This is a genomic window from Phytobacter ursingii, from assembly GCF_001022135.1.
In the GTDB taxonomy this organism is placed as follows: Bacteria; Pseudomonadota; Gammaproteobacteria; order Enterobacterales; family Enterobacteriaceae; genus Phytobacter; species Phytobacter ursingii.
This window is the reverse complement of record NZ_CP011602.1, coordinates 1423104-1439547: the sequence shown is the minus strand read 5'-3', so window position 1 is coordinate 1439547 and position 16444 is coordinate 1423104. Positions and strand designations below refer to the sequence as shown.

At 52.1% G+C, this 16444-nt stretch carries 17 protein-coding genes and 1 other annotated feature; of the genes, 3 read left to right on the top strand and 14 right to left on the bottom strand.

What is annotated here, in order from left to right; all coding sequences use genetic code 11:
• Positions 1–353: 353 nt before the first annotated feature.
• On the bottom strand, positions 354–2732 hold the full coding sequence (ppsA, locus tag AB182_RS10325) for a phosphoenolpyruvate synthase (RefSeq protein WP_047369998.1): 2379 nt from the start codon (positions 2730–2732) through the stop codon (positions 354–356).
• A gap of 332 nt (positions 2733–3064) precedes the next feature.
• On the opposite strand from ppsA, the gene ppsR reads away from it, so the two are divergent.
• The 3 genes from ppsR (at position 3065) to hemP (ending at position 5424) form a co-directional block, all read left to right on the top strand.
• Positions 3065–3898 (top strand): posphoenolpyruvate synthetase regulatory kinase/phosphorylase PpsR, encoded by an 834-nt coding sequence (gene ppsR / locus AB182_RS10320; RefSeq protein ID WP_047369997.1) that lies wholly within the window; start codon positions 3065–3067, stop codon positions 3896–3898.
• A gap of 152 nt (positions 3899–4050) precedes the next feature.
• Positions 4051–5097, top strand: coding sequence for a 3-deoxy-7-phosphoheptulonate synthase AroH (aroH, locus tag AB182_RS10315; protein WP_047373254.1), 1047 nt, complete (start codon positions 4051–4053; stop codon positions 5095–5097).
• A 135-nt stretch (positions 5098–5232) separates the two neighbouring features.
• On the top strand, positions 5233–5424 hold the full coding sequence (gene hemP / locus AB182_RS10310) for a hemin uptake protein HemP (RefSeq protein WP_047369996.1): 192 nt from the start codon (positions 5233–5235) through the stop codon (positions 5422–5424).
• 4 nt (positions 5425–5428) lie between these two features.
• On the opposite strand, the gene selO is transcribed toward hemP, so the two are convergent.
• The 13 genes from selO to infC form a co-directional block, all read right to left on the bottom strand.
• Complete coding sequence (gene selO / locus AB182_RS10305; protein ID WP_047369995.1) at positions 5429–6871, bottom strand: protein adenylyltransferase SelO; 1443 nt, start codon at positions 6869–6871, stop codon at positions 5429–5431.
• 61 nt (positions 6872–6932) lie between these two features.
• Complete coding sequence (locus AB182_RS10300; RefSeq protein ID WP_047369994.1) at positions 6933–7643, bottom strand: EAL domain-containing protein; 711 nt, start codon at positions 7641–7643, stop codon at positions 6933–6935.
• A gap of 324 nt (positions 7644–7967) precedes the next feature.
• Positions 7968–8429, bottom strand: a complete 462-nt coding sequence (locus AB182_RS10295) for a C40 family peptidase (protein ID WP_047369993.1) — start codon at positions 8427–8429, stop codon at positions 7968–7970.
• A 76-nt stretch (positions 8430–8505) separates the two neighbouring features.
• Positions 8506–9252 carry a vitamin B12 ABC transporter ATP-binding protein BtuD gene (gene btuD / locus AB182_RS10290; RefSeq protein ID WP_047369992.1) on the bottom strand — a complete coding sequence of 249 codons (747 nt, stop codon included), beginning with the start codon at positions 9250–9252 and terminating at the stop codon, positions 8506–8508.
• On the bottom strand, positions 9252–9803 hold the full coding sequence (locus AB182_RS10285; RefSeq protein ID WP_047369991.1) for a glutathione peroxidase: 552 nt from the start codon (positions 9801–9803) through the stop codon (positions 9252–9254). Before AB182_RS10285 ends, btuD begins: the two co-directional genes overlap by 1 nt.
• A 207-nt stretch (positions 9804–10010) precedes the next feature.
• A complete protein-coding gene (btuC, locus tag AB182_RS10280) occupies positions 10011–10991 on the bottom strand; it encodes a vitamin B12 ABC transporter permease BtuC (protein WP_047369990.1) in 981 nt (326 codons plus the stop codon).
• Between the two features lie 99 nt (positions 10992–11090).
• On the bottom strand, positions 11091–11390 hold the full coding sequence (ihfA, locus tag AB182_RS10275; RefSeq protein WP_006820203.1) for an integration host factor subunit alpha: 300 nt from the start codon (positions 11388–11390) through the stop codon (positions 11091–11093).
• Between the two features lie 4 nt (positions 11391–11394).
• Positions 11395–13782 (bottom strand): phenylalanine--tRNA ligase subunit beta, encoded by a 2388-nt coding sequence (gene pheT, locus AB182_RS10270; protein WP_047369989.1) that lies wholly within the window; start codon positions 13780–13782, stop codon positions 11395–11397.
• Between the two features lie 14 nt (positions 13783–13796).
• Positions 13797–14780, bottom strand: a complete 984-nt coding sequence (gene pheS / locus AB182_RS10265) for a phenylalanine--tRNA ligase subunit alpha (protein ID WP_047369988.1) — start codon at positions 14778–14780, stop codon at positions 13797–13799.
• A 51-nt stretch (positions 14781–14831) separates the two neighbouring features.
• Positions 14832–14955: a sequence feature (Phe leader region), on the bottom strand.
• Positions 14906–14950 carry a pheST operon leader peptide PheM gene (gene pheM / locus AB182_RS32985; RefSeq protein ID WP_001386830.1) on the bottom strand — a complete coding sequence of 15 codons (45 nt, stop codon included), beginning with the start codon at positions 14948–14950 and terminating at the stop codon, positions 14906–14908. (Overlaps the previous feature by 45 nt.)
• A gap of 243 nt (positions 14956–15198) precedes the next feature.
• The gene (gene rplT / locus AB182_RS10260) at positions 15199–15555 is read right to left on the bottom strand and encodes a 50S ribosomal protein L20 (RefSeq protein ID WP_013366084.1); all 357 of its coding nucleotides are present in this window, start codon (positions 15553–15555) and stop codon (positions 15199–15201) included.
• A 50-nt stretch (positions 15556–15605) separates the two neighbouring features.
• Positions 15606–15803 carry a 50S ribosomal protein L35 gene (gene rpmI, locus AB182_RS10255; protein WP_001124225.1) on the bottom strand — a complete coding sequence of 66 codons (198 nt, stop codon included), beginning with the start codon at positions 15801–15803 and terminating at the stop codon, positions 15606–15608.
• Positions 15804–15899: 96 nt separating this feature from the next.
• Complete coding sequence (infC, locus tag AB182_RS10250) at positions 15900–16442, bottom strand: translation initiation factor IF-3 (protein WP_071845866.1); 543 nt, start codon at positions 16440–16442, stop codon at positions 15900–15902.
• Positions 16443–16444: the final 2 nt, after the last annotated feature.

Below are 16444 nucleotides of genomic sequence, written 5' to 3'. Positions count from 1 at the left end.
TTTGCGGTTCTGGTTGCCAGCTATAATATAAGTACAAGGCGTGAGCATGCCAGGGTAGCCATATTCGCACAGCAATACGCGGTCGCGTAAATTCCCTGCAATAGACAAAAAGAATATATCTCTGACGCAGCACATGCGATCAGCGCTATCTGCATGGAATGGATAATTGAGTCGATGAATCGTGCAGATGTGTTAAAACGAGGCCAGTGTAATTCGATTGATGACACATCTCTAAGGTAAGCGTGCGCAAACACATTTTGTTTCAGCTAAGAATTAACTCATTTCAAGCGTATTTCGGCATAAAAAAACCTCACTCCCGCAGAAGTGAGGCTTTATCCGAAGGCACAGGGAGCTTATTTGTTCAGTTCAGCCAGCGTCAACCAGGTTTGAACCACGGTGTCCGGGTTCAGGGACAGGCTATCGATCCCCTCTTCCATCAGCCAGGCCGCAAAATCTTCATGGTCCGACGGGCCCTGACCACAGATCCCCACATATTTGCCGTGTTTTTTGGCGGCGCGAATGGCCATCGACAGCAGGGCTTTCACCGCATCATTACGCTCATCAAACAGCTCTGAGACAACGCCGGAATCGCGATCGAGGCCTAACGCCAGTTGCGTCATGTCGTTTGAGCCGATAGAGAAGCCGTCAAAGTACTCCAGGAACTGATCGGCCAGCAGCGCATTCGACGGGATCTCGCACATCATAATGATCTTGAGTCCGTTTTCACCTCGCTTGAGTCCCTGGCGTGCCAGCTCTTCCACCACCGCTTTCGCCTGCTCAACGGTGCGAACAAACGGGACCATAATTTCCACGTTGGTCAGCCCCATCTCGTTGCGCACGCGTTTCACCGCCTCACATTCCAGCGCGAAACAGTCGCGGAAGCTGTCGGAAACATAGCGACCGGCACCACGGAAGCCGAGCATCGGGTTCTCTTCGTCCGGTTCATAACGTTCGCCACCGACGAGGTTGGCATACTCATTGGATTTAAAATCTGACAATCGCACGATTACGCGTTTGGGATAGAATGCCGCCCCCAGCGTTGCAATACCCTCGGTCAGACGCCCAACATAAAACTCTTTCGGCGAATCATAGCCTTTCATGATTTCGCGGATTTCGTTTTGCAGTTTCACGTCCTGGTCATCAAACTCCAGCAATGCACGCGGGTGCACGCCGATCATACGGTTGATGATAAATTCGAGACGCGCCAGACCAACACCTTCATTCGGCAAGCAGGCAAAATCAAACGCTCTGTCCGGGTTGCCGACGTTCATCATGATTTTCAGCGGCAGCGCAGGCATTTCATCAATGCTTGAGCTTTTCACGCTAAAGTCGAGCATCTCGGCGTAGACATACCCCGTATCCCCTTCGGCGCAGGAGACAGTCACCTTATCGCCATCTTTCATCCGTTCCGTTGCATCACCGCAACCGACGACTGCCGGGATCCCCAGCTCACGCGCAATAATGGCTGCGTGGCAGGTACGGCCACCACGGTTGGTGACAATCGCGGCCGCTTTTTTCATGATCGGTTCCCAGTCCGGGTCGGTCATGTCAGTTACCAGCACATCACCTGCTTCGATACGATTCATTTCACTGATATCGTGAATCACTTTCACCGGACCGGCACCGATACGCTGACCAATCGCACGCCCTTCGGCGATGATTTTGCCCTGCGCATGCAGCGTGTAACGCTCCATTACTTTACCGCGAGAGCGCACGGTTTCCGGACGCGCCTGTACTATAAACAGTTTGCCAGTATGGCCGTCTTTCGCCCATTCAATGTCCATCGGCCGGTCATAGTGTTTTTCAATCTGCACAGCCTGTTTCGCCAGTTCCTGCACTTCCTCATTGGTCAGCGAGAAGCGATCGCGATTAGCCTGTTCAACGTCCTCAATACGCACCTGCTTGCCATGCTCCTGGGTCGGCGCATAGACCATGCGAATTTTCTTCGACCCCATCGTGCGGCGCACGATAGCCGGACGCCCTGCCGCCAGCGTTGGCTTGTGAACATAAAATTCATCCGGGTTCACTGCCCCCTGTACCACCATCTCACCCAAACCCCAGGCCGCAGTGACGAATACCACCTGATCGAAGCCGGATTCGGTGTCGATAGAGAACATGACGCCGGAAGAACCGATGTCCGAACGTACCATCCGTTGCACCCCGGCCGAGAGCGCTACGCCGCGATGATCGTAACCCTGGTGTACGCGGTAGGAGATCGCACGGTCGTTGAACAGGGAAGCGAAGACATGCTTCACCGCCACCAGCACAGCGTCATACCCCTGCACGTTCAGGAAGGTTTCCTGCTGGCCCGCAAAGGAAGCGTCGGGCATATCTTCTGCCGTCGCGGAGGAACGCACAGCAAAGGATGCCTGCTCGTCATCAGCGGACAGTTTGGCATATGCCTGATGGATTGCCTCTTCAAACGCCGGCTGGAACGGGGTATCGACTATCCACTGGCGAATCTGCGCGCCAGCTTTCGCCAGCTCGGAAACGTCGTCAATGTCCGTTTTATCCAGCAGGTCATAGATGCGCTGATTCAGGCCGCTTTGATCGAGAAACTGGTTAAACGCATCGGCAGTGGTTGCAAACCCATTAGGTACGCTTACGCCCATACCGGACAGATTCGTAATCATCTCACCAAGGGAGGCATTTTTGCCCCCAACTCTGTCTACATCATTCATGCCGAGTTGGTCATACCAAAGCACCAGCGGAGACGAGCCATTGTTGGACATCTAAACAATCCTTTTGTGATATTTGAATGGGGTAATAAAGCATTTACTACCTTTTCATCCTGGCATAATTATTCCGCCTGAAAAAACGGTGAATCGTTCAAGCAATTTAAATTTTTGTCTTTTCGGACACTTTCCCGTCAATGGTTACGTATCTGATAATCGGAAAAACCTCAAAATCATTCTTTTTTTGCGCCCATAATAAAAATGAACCGTACTTTTCATTAAAAACAAAAATAGTGTTTCACTTTAAAAATTCAGAAAAGGCGCTACGCAGATGCGTGACTTTAATTTATGCTTTCAGATAATTACGCATGACAATCAGGAAGGGTAAAATGGACAGCGCTGTGGATCGCCAGGTTTTTTATATTTCCGATGGTACCGCTATCACTGCAGAGGTATTAGGCCATGCGGTGATGTCGCAATTCCCTGTCGCCATCAATAGCATCACGCTGCCGTTCGTGGAGAATGAAAGCCGCGCCAGAGCAGTGAAAGAGCAGATTGACGCTATCTATCAGCAGACGGGCGTACGACCGTTAGTGTTTTATTCCATCGTACTACCAGAAATCCGAACCATTATTTTACAGAGTGAAGGATTCTGTCAGGACATTGTTCAGGCACTGGTTGCGCCACTACAGCAAGAATTAAAACTCGACCCGACACCTATTGCGCATCGTACCCATGGGTTAAATCCAGGCAACCTGATAAAATATGACGCAAGGATTGCCGCTATTGATTACACGCTGGCTCACGACGACGGTATTTCGTTGCGCAACCTGGATCAGGCCCAGGTGATTTTGCTGGGTGTTTCTCGTTGCGGTAAAACGCCAACCAGTCTTTATCTGGCAATGCAATTCGGTATCCGCGCAGCTAATTATCCTTTTATTGCCGATGACATGGATAATCTCGTCCTGCCTGTCTCACTCAAACCTCTCCAGCATAAATTATTTGGTCTGACCATTAATCCGGAACGTCTGGCGGCTATTCGCGAAGAGCGCCGGGAAAATAGCCGTTACGCTTCATTACGCCAGTGCCGTATGGAAGTGGCAGAGGTGGAAGCGCTTTACCGCAAAAATCAGATACCGTGGTTAAACAGTACCAACTATTCGGTTGAAGAGATCGCCACCAAAATTCTCGACATGATGGGGCTAAACCGTCGCATGTACTAACACACTAGTACGTGGGTGACATTTTTGCTATCATGCTGGCCTTCGATGTGATGCGCATCACAACCTGCTATTGAATTAAGCAAGGATTGGTTTAAGGTGTGCGCATCGCCTCCGGCATTTGGCCGTTTGAGCACAAAATTTTGAGAATTCTGATGAACAAAACCGATGAACTTCGCACTGCGCGCATCGAGAGCCTGGTCACGCCGGCTGAGTTAGCGCAGCGGCATCCCGTTTCCCTTGCGGTTGCCGAACATGTCACCCAATCCCGTCGCCGTATCGAGAAAATCCTTAACGGTGAAGATAAACGGCTGTTAGTGATTATTGGCCCCTGCTCTATCCACGATCTGGATGCCGCGATGGATTATGCCCGTCGCCTGCAGGGGTTAAGGCAAAAGCACAGTGCGCAACTGGAAATTGTGATGCGCACCTATTTTGAAAAACCGCGAACCGTGGTGGGCTGGAAAGGGTTAATTTCCGATCCCGATCTGAACGGCAGCTACCGCGTTAATCATGGTATCGAACTGGCGCGCAAACTCCTGCTCGCAGTCAATGAACTGGGTGTACCGACAGCGACCGAATTTCTGGATATGGTGACGGGACAGTTTATTGCTGACCTGATTAGTTGGGGCGCTATTGGCGCACGTACGACAGAAAGTCAGATCCACCGCGAAATGGCCTCGGCGCTCTCCTGCCCGGTAGGTTTCAAAAACGGTACCGACGGTAATACCCGAATTGCGGTGGACGCGATTCGCGCTTCCCGCACCAGCCATATGTTCCTCTCACCGGACAAGAGCGGACAGATGACGATTTATCAGACCAGCGGTAACCCTTACGGACATGTCATCATGCGTGGCGGTAAAAAACCCAACTTCTACGCCGAAGACATTGCCGCCGCCTGTGCTACCCTGCGCGAATTTGATCTACCGGAGCAACTGGTCGTCGATTTCAGCCACGGCAACTGCCAGAAACAGCACCGTCGCCAGCTTGAGGTATGCGATGATATCTGTGAGCAGATTCGTGGCGGCTCCACGGCAATTGCGGGGGTTATGGCCGAGAGTTTTCTGCAAGAAGGCACGCAAAAGATCGTCAAAGGCCAGCCGCTGGTCTATGGTCAGTCCATCACTGACCCTTGCCTGAGCTGGGAAGACAGCGAAGTGTTGCTCGAAAAACTCGCTGCTGCCGTCACATCTCGTCTGTAACTCTTTTTCCCGTCGGGTCTCCCGGCGGGACGCACTCCCTACCCCAAATGATTGGTTTTTAAAATATGACTTGCAGCCCACTTCGCTGATATTAATAATAATTATCATTGTCATATCCATACAGTTACCCGTGCCATGTCGAACAAGGATAAGCCGACCGCTCCGGCAGAGAAACAACCGGCCAGCCCGGCAGTCATCCTTCCCGAGGATCGCAGAATCAGCAGCAAAACGCTATTGGGGGATGCGGCGCGCGTTGTCATCGAGCATCAGGGACAAGAATATCTCTTGCGACAGACGCACGCCGGGAAATTGTTCCTAACGAAGTAGAGACTCAGCTTGAACAGCTGACCTCCAGCCTTTTACCCCAGTCAGGTGGGCGTCGGCTATAGTCATCGTTGCGATCCGCGTAAGGCTCACGCAGGACGGCATGCAGACGCTCCAGCTCTTCGGTACTCCCCTGCTCCGCCTGTTCAATCGCCCGCTGTGCGAGCCAATTGCGCAGCACAACCGCCGGATTCACGCTTTGCATCAGTTGCTGACGTTGCGCATCCGAAATGTGCTCCTGCGCCAGACGCGCGCGGTAACGACTAAACCAGCTGTCAAACGCTTCGCGATCGATAAATTCATCACGTAACGCGCTGCTGGCGCTCATCTGTTCGGTATGGCTTAACATGCGGAACGTACGGGTATAATCGCTGCCTTCACGTTCCATCAGAGCGAAGAGATCGCTTAACAGCACATTGTCATCTTTTTGCTGGCTAAAAAAACCCAGTTTCTGGCGCATCAATATGCCATATTCGCTCAGCAATACGGGCTGATAACTGTCCAGTGCCGCATTGAGCACATCGGCACTCATGAACGGCGACAGGGTTTGCGCCAGTCGCTGCAGATTCCACAGGGCAATGGTCGGCTGGTTGTCAAAGCTGTAACGTCCCTGATAGTCAGAGTGATTGCAGATAAAGCCGGGCTGATAATCATCAAGAAAACCAAAGGGACCATAATCAATGGTCAGCCCGAGGATCGACATATTGTCCGTATTCATCACCCCATGAGCAAAGCCCACCGCCTGCCAGCGTGCCATCAGCGCAGCGGTACGGGCGATGACATCCCGGAACCAGACGTCATATTTGTCGGTCTCATCCAGCAGATGAGGCCAGTAATGCCGAATCACAAAATCTGTCAGCTGGCGTACCTTTTCTGGTTCGCGCCGATAATAGAAGTGCTCAAAGTGACCAAAGCGGATATGACTTTGCGCAATACGCATCATCATTGCCCCCTGTTCGACGCTTTCGCGATAAACAGGCGTGTCGCTGGTAACAATTGAAAGCGCACGCGTCGTTGCGATCCCCAGATGATGCATTGCCTCAGAAGCCAGGCTTTCACGAATGGTTGAACGCAGAACAGCGCGACCATCACCCATGCGGGAATAGGGCGTAAGCCCGGCGCCTTTAAGGTGCCAGTCCAGCGTTGTGCCATCGGGCAAGCGCTGTTCGCCGAGCAGGATACCGCGCCCGTCGCCCAACTGTCCCGCCCAGACGCCAAACTGATGTCCGCTATAGACCTGGGAAAGCGGCGACATGCCGGGAAGCAGCGTTTCGCCACCCCATACACCTGCCCCCTCTTCGGGGGCAAAAAGGGCGGGATCGATACCCATCGTTTCTGCCAGTGCTGCATTATGCCAAAGCAGCCGCGCATGACTCAGTGGTGTCGGGGAAAGGCTGGTATAAAAACCTGGCAGCTCATCGCGCCAGCGGGTAATAAAAGACAGGGCCATAGTTCCTCCTGTCTTTATTGTAGTGTGTTTATATGATGTTAAATACGGGTTAAAGGCAAGGTTATCCCTGGACCAGACTGGTGATTTGAGCGGCAGGGACTGCCGGCCATAGCGTCCCCTGCATGGCGCTGAACTGATACGGCTTCACCCGCTTTAAGGTTTTTTCATCGTCAATACCGTCAATCATTACTGAACGGCAATAAGGGGAAATTTGTGAGACGATTGCACGCATGAAGGGTTCAAATGAGCGCGACGCCAGGCGTTGATGAATAAAATTTTTATCCAGCGTCACCCGCCTGAAAAGCCCATCAAATATGGCGCGAGTGGAAGCCGACCCGGCACCAAAATCTCTCAGGATTAAAGGATAACGTTCGCTAAACGCGACGAGTGAATTATTTTCATTGCCCTTTGTCAGGTTGGGATAATTCTCATTCACAGTAAATTCGAGGAAAGGATATGTCGTTATCGTCTCTTCAGGTACCGCATTCGAGAGTAACGCATCGACAATAACGGGTGAAATATTTATCCAGGCGAGAAGTTGATGCTGAATAAAGAATAACTTACAGGATTCAAGTAATTCTAATTGCTCAGTAAAAAGCGTCAGCGTTTCGTCTGCGCTCAGGCGTGGCACTATCCGCTCTGCAGGGGCCCTTACAGCGCCCGCTCCAACGAAATTGACCACAATTTCAATTCCGACAAGCGTACCGTAACCATTGCGCGCAGGCTGTAGTAAAAACTCTGAGCGATAGGTGTCATCAAACGAGACGATCATGGTGCCAACCCCGCATTAAGGTTGATATCCTGCATCGAAAAACCAATGCGCACATGCTTCAACGTAGTTGAACTAAAGAAAACTGACTTCATCATTTCCCATTATATTGTCGAAAATTCCTTATTTTCGTGCGCAAGCTTATCCTGGTTAAATTGCCCATACCAGCGCCTGCTACGATACTGACAGCCCTTTAAGGTAACGAACAGTTAAATAATAAATATTGAAGAAAGAATGAATGAACAGTGAGGAAAATAACAAAATTTGCGTTTAGTTCACAAAAGCAGCGAACCGGCCAGCCATTCGCTGCTTGTTGTCGGAAGGGGATCAGATACGACGCGCCTGCCAGAAACTCTTCCGCCAGTAGACATTGTTTAATGAAGAACGCACGACCCCCTGACTGGTCGACGCATGGATAAACGCATTATCGGTATCGTAGATGCCTACATGCAGACCGTTATCACCGGAGCCCGTTTTAAAAAACACTAGATCGCCAGGCAGCAGTTCATCTTTATCTATTTTCGTTCCCACTTCCGCCTGTTTACGCGTATCGCGGGGAAGGACAAGGTTAAATTTATCGCGGAAGGTCATCATCACGAAGGCGGAACAATCGACGCCATTGCGGCTCATGCCGCCATAGCGATAAGGGGTGCCACGCCAGTCACGCAGTTGATCATTCAACCCGGCAATGACGGTGATGGAATCAGAAAGGCGAGCGTTAGGCGGCGGCGCACGATGACTGCTGCACCCTGAAAGAATTAATACCGCCAGAAGAAACCAGATGCGCATCCAGCAAAACCTCTATTTTCGTTATGCTGGAATAATTTAGCGTGTGAATTGCAATCCTTGCAAGTTTCGTTTGCTGCTATATCTCTGGAATGAGCATCCGGTGACCAGCCAGGTCGAGACGGCGGAATGGCATACCGTATGCCGATGCCAGATTTTGTGGCGTTAATACCTCATCACGTGGGCCACTGGCAATCAGTTTGCCCTGCCGGAGTAGCCACACCTGATGCGCACGACGTAGCGAATGGTTAAGATCGTGGCTACTCATCACAACGGTGATCCCTGCCACCACCAGCTCGCTTAAAATGCCATCCAGTGCGGCTTGCTGGGCAACATCCAGACTGTTCATCGGCTCGTCTAATAACAAGAGTTGCCCATCCGCATTAGCGGCCGGATGAATTTGCGCAATCACCGCAGCCAGGCGAACCCGCTGCCATTCCCCACCGGAGAGCTGATTGACAGTGCGCCCCAGCTTATCCCCCAGTCCGAGTTTATGCGTAATCTCTTCAACCACGCTGTCGTTGATCTGCTGATGCTGATGCAGTGACAAATAATGCCATACCGGCATGGCGAAGGGGGGCGTCTGCTGCTGGGCCAGGTAAGCGCGATGGCGAGCCAGTTGTGGCGCATGCCATTGCGCCAGCGGACGCCCATTTAGCTGCACACAGCCCTTTCCTTGCGTCAACCCGGCGATACGCGCCAGGAGCGTGCTTTTCCCGGCGCCATTTGGCCCGACCAGGTGCAACATTTGCGCGTTGTCGACCAGGGCCGTAACAGGCCCCAGCCTTCCAGCTTCCTCAAGAGCATGAAGTTGCAGCAACGGCATTATTTTGCCAGCGCCAGCTTAATCGCTTCCATCAGGATAGGATCTTCGGGCGTCATATCCGGCGAGAAGCGCTGAACCACCTGACCATCGCGGCCGATCAGGAATTTTTCAAAGTTCCACAGGATGTCATCCGGATAGAGCGGCGCGCGCCCTTTGCTGGCCATGCGTTCGTAAAAACCGCTACCTTCCGGGGCGACAGCTTTCGGCACAGCGGCAATCAATTTCCGATACAAAGGATGACGGTTTTCACCGTTGACATCGACTTTGGCTGCCATTGGGAAAGTTACGCCATAGGTAGTGCTGCAGAAGGTTTTGATTTCTTCTTCACTGCCCGGCTCCTGCCCGGCAAACTGATTGCATGGAAAGCCCAGCACGACAAAACCGTCTTTCTCCCAGGCTTTCTGAATATTCTCCAGCTGCTCATACTGCGGCGTCAGGCCGCATTTGGATGCCACATTCACCACCAGAATAACCTTGCCCTGGTACTTTTCCAGTGTGATATGTTCGCCATCAATCGTCGTAATCTCGGTGTTCAAAATATCCTGGTGCATAGCATCCCCTCAGTCGGTTCATTCAGACGCCGGATCTCTCGCCCGGCCAGTCATTAATAATAGCCAGATAATGCGTGATAGTCCTTCTTCTGTCATGTAGCAAAAATGATGTAAAAACAGTCAATCAGGCGAGTTTCCTTTTTTTGACGCGTCGTTGTTACACACTTTTACGTTATTGTTGCCTGCAGGTTATGACGTCCTCAACCCTTAGCGTTTTGCCGTGAGCAAGAGCCAGATGAACACCGGTGCCCCCAGCGTTGCCGTCACAACACCGATAGGTAATTCTGCGGCGCTCAGCGCCATTCGGGCGACGATGTCGGCAAACAGCAGTGTCGTCGCCCCCGCAAGCGCGCAGGCGGGCAGAAGCGCACGATGGTCGGTGAGCCCGCATAGACGAAGAATATGGGGAATCACCAGGCCAATAAAGCCAATCGAGCCAGCCAGCGCGACACTGACGCCCACCATCCAGCCCGTTGCCACGACCAGCACATTGCGCCAGAACCACAGAGGTAACCCGAGTTGGCGGGCAGATGTCTCACCCAGCGCAAGTACGTTGAGTGGCTGCGACTGAAAGCAGGTCCACCCCATCACCGGTAGCAGTGCGACCATCAGCCAGCTTTGTCGCCAGTCAACGCCGCCAAAACCGCCCATCATCCAGTACATGAGCTGACGCAGGTCAAAAGAAGTGGAGAAGTAGATGGCCCAGGTCATCAGTGCGCTACAAATGATCCCCAACGCGACGCCCGCTAACAGCAGACGGCTGGTCGACAAATGCCGTCGGGCAAAGCGCAGCAGAATAAGTGTGATGACCAGAGCTCCGGCAATGGCACAAAGCCCCAACGCCCAGCCGGGCAATACGCCTTTTCCCAGCAGCACGGCGGCTATCAAACCCACCCCCGCGCCGTTAGACACACCCAAAAGCCCTGGTTCGGCCAGCGGGTTCTCAAATAACGCCTGCATAATAGCGCCGCTTAACGCCAGCGCCGCCCCCACCAGCAACACGGCTAGCGTACGGGGTATGCGTATTTGCCAGACAAAAAGTTGCCCACGGGCCTCGAACCAGTTTGCAGGACCAATCCACTGATCGCCCACACACAGGCTTATAAAGAGCGCGATCAGCAAAAGCAGCGCAAGGCCGCAGAGCCACTGACCATTGCGACGCTGTTGGAGTTGTGCGTAATTCAGCATGCAGTTCAATTAATGCGTTATTGAGTGAGTTGATTTTAAAGAGGGTATTCAGTGCTGAAAGAAAAAGGCCGCGATTGCGGCCTTTTTAATTAGTCCAGATTACTCTGCTTTGGGCGAAGCGTTTTCGACGCGGCTTTTTAACTTCTGGCCGGGTCTGAAGGTCACCACGCGCCGGGCTGTAATGGGAATATCCTCGCCCGTTTTTGGGTTACGTCCCGGACGTTGATTCTTATCACGCAGGTCGAAATTGCCAAAGCCGGAGAGTTTTACCTGCTCGCCATTTTCCAAAGCACGACGGATCTCTTCGAAAAACAGCTCTACCAGCTCTTTAGCATCTCGCTTGCTAAGCCCAAGCTTATCAAACAGATATTCGGACATTTCAGCTTTTGTAAGCGCCATAGGTTCAATCCCTCAATGATGCCTGGAATCGCTCTTTTAATGCCTCTACACATTTGGCGACGGTAGCGGCAATCTCCTCTTCTTCGAGTGTACGGCTGGTATCCTGAAGGATCAGGCTAATGGCGAGGCTCTTATACCCCTCCGCAACACCCTTACCGCGGTACACGTCAAATAAGTTTACGCCAACTACCTGATTTACGCCAACTTTCTTACATTCGGCTAAAATATCCGCCGCGGCCACATTTTCAGCGACCACGACAGCGATATCGCGACGGTTCGCCGGGAAGCGAGAAATCTCCTGCGCCTGAGGAACCACGCGGTCTGCGACCTTATTCCACTCCAGTTCAAACACCAGCGTACGACCATTCAGATCGAGCTTACGTTCCAGCTCCGGATGCACGACACCGATGAAACCAACATATTCATCTTTCAGATAAATCGCTGCGGATTGCCCAGGATGCAGCGCCGGAATCGCCTCTGCGCGGAACTCAATCGCGGACAATTTACCGGTCAGGTCGAGTAAGGATTCCAGATCGCCTTTCAGGTCGAAGAAATCAACACTGCCTTTAGCCAGATCCCAGTGCTCTTCATAGCGGTTACCGCAGATGGCACCCGCCAGCATCAGATCCTGACGAATACCTAAAGGCGCCTGTGTATCCGGCACAAAACGCAGACCGGTCTCGAAGATACGCACACGGCTCTGCTGGCGGTTCTGGTTATAGACGATCGTTCCGAGCAGACCGGTCAGCAATGACAGGCGCATGGCCGACATTTCGCTGGAGATCGGGCTTGGAAGAATCAGCGCCTCTTCTCCCGGATGGATCAACTGCTGAACTTTCGGATCAACGAAACTGTAGGTGATCACTTCCTGGTAGCCTTTGTCATTCAGCAGCGTTTTAACGCGTTTGAGCGACAGATTGGCTTCGCGGTGTGACCCCATCACCAGCCCGGCTTGTACCGGTGCGTTCGGGATGTTGTTATACCCGTACAGGCGCGCAACCTCTTCTACCAGGTCTTCTTCGATCTCCATATCGAAACGCCAGCTCGGCGCAACAGCCAGCCACTCATCCTGACCTTCGGTAACGTCACACCCCAGGCGTTTAAGGATGTCGGTAACCAGCTCATCTGCAATGTGATGACCAATCAGGCGATCCAGCTTGCTGCGGCGCAGACGGATGGTCGCACGTTTTGGCAGTGTGGCTTCATTGGTGATATCAACTACCGGACCGGCTTCACCACCACAGATATCGATCAGCAAACGGGTAGCCCGTTCCATTGCTTTGTACTGCAACGCCGGATCCACACCACGTTCATAGCGATGCGAAGCATCCGTGTGCAAACCATGACGACGCGCACGACCAGTGATGGACAGCGGGCTGAAGAACGCACATTCCAGCAGCACGTTTTGTGTCTCGCTGTTCACGCCAGAATGCTCACCACCAAAGATGCCGCCCATCGCCAGCGCTTTATGGTGGTCAGCAATGACCAGCGTGTCAGTCGCCAGTTTGGCTTCGCTACCGTCGAGCAGTACCAGCGTTTCGTTCTCTTTCGCCATACGGACAACGATACCGCCGTCGATACGATCCAGATCGAAGGCATGCATCGGCTGACCCAGCTCCAGCAGAACATAGTTGGTCACGTCCACAACCGCGTCGATAGAACGCACACCACAGCGACGCAGTTTTTCTTTCATCCACAGCGGGGTCGGCGCTTGTACGTTGATGCCTTTAACTACACGTCCCAGATAACGCGGGCACGCATCCGCGGCATCAACGGTGATCGGCAGCGTGTCGTTAATGGTGGCAGCAACCGGAGCAATTTCCGGCTCAACCAGCGGTGCTTTGTTCAGTGCGGCGACATCACGGGCGACACCGATGATCCCTAAGCAGTCAGCACGGTTCGGCGTCACGCTGATTTCGATGGTGTTGTCATCGAGTTTCAGATAGTCGCGGATATCAGTACCAATCGCTGCATCCAACGGCAGTTCGATAATGCCGCTGTGGTCGTCGGAAATTCCCAGCTCAGAGAAAGAGCACAGCATGCCTTCTGACGGTTCGCCGCGCAGTTTGGCCGCTTTAATTTTAAAGTCACCCGGCAGTACTGCACCGATGGTGGCAACAGCAACTTTCAGCCCCTGGCGGCAGTTAGGCGCGCCACAGACGATATCCAGCAGGCGTTCGCCGCCCACATTCACTTTGGTGACACGCAATTTGTCGGCATTCGGATGCTGACCACACTCTACAACTTCACCCACAACTACGCCGTTAAAGGCGCCAGCCACCAGCTCGACACCGTCAACTTCCAGGCCAGCCATGGTGATTTGGTCGGAAAGCGCTTCACTATCGACAGCCGGGTTAACCCACTCGCGTAACCACAGTTCACTGAATTTCATTATTTATCCTGCCCTTATTTAAACTGTTTGAGGAAACGCAAATCGTTTTCGAAGAATGCACGCAGATCGGTCACACCGTAACGCAGCATGGTCAGGCGCTCCATCCCCATCCCAAATGCAAAGCCAGAGTAAACTTCCGGGTCAATACCCACATTGCGTAGAACGTTTGGATGCACCATGCCACAGCCCAGCACTTCCAGCCATTTGCCGTTTTTACCCATGACATCCACTTCTGCGGACGGTTCGGTGAACGGGAAGTAGGACGGACGGAAACGGACCTGCAGATCTTCCTCAAAGAAATTGTTCAGGAAATCGTGCAGCGTGCCTTTCAGGTTGGTAAAGCTGATGTTGGTATCAACAATCAGACCTTCCATCTGATGGAACATCGGCGTATGCGTCTGGTCGTAGTCGTTACGGTACACGCGGCCCGGCGCGATAATACGAATCGGCGGCTGCTGTTCTTTCATGGTGCGGATCTGCACGCCAGAAGTTTGCGTACGCAGCAGGCGGGTGGCATCAAACCAGAAAGTGTCGTGGTCAGCGCGTGCCGGATGGTGGCCTGGAATATTCAACGCATCGAAGTTGTGATAGTCATCCTCGATTTCCGGGCCCGTCGCCACGGTAAAGCCAAGCTCACCGAAGAAACTCTCAATGCGATCGATAGTACGAGTGACCGGATGCAGCCCGCCGTTTTCGATGCGGCGCCCCGGCAGGGATACGTCAATGGTTTCCGCAGCCAGGCGCGCGTTTAGGGCGGCATTTTCCAGCTCAAATTTACGCGCGTTCAGCGCCTGCTGGACCTGCTCTTTCGCTTCGTTAATCACCGCCCCCGCAGCCGGGCGCTCTTCTGGCGGCAGCTCACGCAGGGTGGTCATCTGAAGGGTCAGATGCCCTTTTTTACCCAGATATTCAACGCGTACGTTATCTAACGCAGCAACATCTGAGGCATCATTAATGGCTGCCCGTGCACTGGCAACCAGCTCTGCGAGATGTGACATAATTTTCCTCGTTATGTCCTTGTTATTGGACTTTTTACTTAAAATTCAGACACAAAAAAAGCCTCCTGTTGGAGGCTTTTGGCGTTAATTTTCCGTTTCTTCTTTCACGCGCTAGCCTCCCGGAGTCAGGTGCTAAAGTAAAAAAAGAAGCGGAAAATAGCAGCATTCATGCTTGCGTTACCTTGTGTGGTAAAAAGCGGATTACCTTTATTGAAAGGGCTCACCGGGAAAAAGTCAATCATCTGATAATGTTATACCCCAAATAATTCGCTTTGCAGAAAAGCGGCGAGAGTGTGAATTCTCAGAAGCTTACGTAAGTAAGTGACCGGGTGATTAACCTTAGTCTACGCGCATGCAAGGTGAAAAATGACGGGTATAAACGAAAAGAGGGAGCATTGCCCCCTCTTCCACTGACTTATTAAGCCAGAGCTGCTTTCGCTTTTTCGACCAGAGCGGTGAACGCTACTTTGTCGAATACTGCGATATCAGCCAGGATCTTACGGTCGATTTCAACAGAGGCTTTTTTCAGGCCGTTGATGAATTTGCTGTAAGAAATACCGTTCTGACGTGCTGCTGCGTTGATACGCGCAATCCACAGTTGACGGAACTGACGCTTTTTCTGACGACGGTCACGATAAGCGTACTGACCTGCTTTGATAACAGCCTGGAAGGCAACGCGGTAAACGCGTGAACGCGCACCGTAGTAGCCTTTAGCTTGTTTCAAAATTTTCTTGTGACGTGCACGTGCAATTACACCACGTTTTACGCGAGCCATATGTGCTCTCCTGTATCTATTCTAAGTTAAAAAAGTTAAACGTTAACGACTTATGCGTACGGCAGGCACGCGATTACCAGGCCCAGATCGCCTTTGGAAACCATGGCTTTCGGACGCAGGTGACGTTTACGCTTGGTAGCTTTTTTGGTCAGAATATGACGCAGGTTAGCGTGCTTGTGCTTAAAACCACCTTTACCGGTTTTTTTGAAGCGCTTAGCAGCACCGCGTACGGTCTTAATTTTTGGCATTTTAATAACTTCCACTTCGCATTGTTAATAAACGAAACCCAGGCGAACAAAACCTGTGAAGCCCAAAGGCACCACAGGAATTGCTACTTGAAGGCCTTACTGTTTCTTCTTAGGAGCGAGCACCATGATCATCTGGCGGCCTTCGATCTTCGTAGGGAAGGACTCGACTACTGCCAGTTCACTCAGATCGTCACGGACGCGGTTAAGCACTTCCATACCAATCTGTTGGTGGGCCATCTCACGACCGCGGAAACGCAGTGTGATCTTGGCCTTATCGCCATCTTCCAGAAAGCGAACCAGGCTGCGGAGTTTTACCTGGTAGTCGCCATCATCTGTGCCAGGTCGGAATTTAATTTCCTTAACCTGAATAACTTTTTGCTTTTTCTTCTGTTCCTTAGAAGACTTACTCTTTTCATAAAGGAACTTGCCGTAGTCCATGATACGACAAACTGGCGGTTCGGCGTTAGGGCTGATCTCAACTAAATCTACTCCAGCTTCTTCAGCTTTTTCGATAGCTTCTCTCAGACTCACAATACCCAGTTGCTCACCTTCCAGACCCGTTAAGCGAACTTCCTGGGCGCGAATCTCGCCATTGATACGATTCGGACGTGCCGTTTGAACTCGTTTTCCGCCTTTAATAC